Origin of the sequence: Mycobacterium sp. 050128 (assembly GCF_036409155.1) — a bacterium.
Taxonomy (GTDB): Bacteria; Actinomycetota; Actinomycetes; order Mycobacteriales; family Mycobacteriaceae; genus Mycobacterium.
In genome coordinates, this window is sequence record NZ_JAZGLW010000041.1 from 1 (window position 1) to 621 (window position 621).

Below are 621 nucleotides of genomic sequence, written 5' to 3' on the forward strand. Positions count from 1 at the left end.
CTCCAGGCGCTTCGGGTGACAGCCTGCTCGAGGTGCTCCAGCGCATCCCGGCCGAATGTAGCGGGCCGTCGGCAACCCGCCACCGGTCAGTGATGGCCCGTCGACCTCGTCCACGGTCTCGGAGATCGCTGCTCCCCGGGCGCGCTGGGATCGGAATCGCCTGCGAAGGGCCTTCTCCCGCTACGCCGGGTACCGGGTGTAACACGTTTCCATTCGACCGTCGAGGCCGGCACGAAACGCGGCTATCCGCGTGAAACCGGCCGGCACGCTGACACCATCAACGTCGCTGGCCACCAAATGGTTGGTGAGCAACCCAGACACAGCCTTGTCGAGGTCACCGGCGGTCAGCAAAAGCGTCTTGCGCGAAGGTAGTTCGATCGGGTCAGCCATCTTGCGATGCACGACACCAGTCAGGCACGCGGTCCGCAACGCAGTCCACAGACTCTGCATCGGCAGGCCGCGCTCATGCTGCACCGCCAGGGCGTACCTCGACATCACGATCGACAAGGCGGTGTCGTCACCTTGCGGCAGGGCATGCTCTGTCATGTCAGCAGGTCTCCCCATCGCCACCAGGGCTGGTAGGTCGACCACAATGGTGTTGGTGGCCGGACAGTAAGACGC

The 621-nt window shown here is 64.9% G+C and carries 1 pseudogene; it reads right to left on the minus strand.

The features are described 5' to 3' along the window. Positions 1 to 180: 180 nt before the first annotated feature. Positions 181 to 621, minus strand: a pseudogene (locus SKC41_RS31740) (peptidase); the annotation flags it as partial.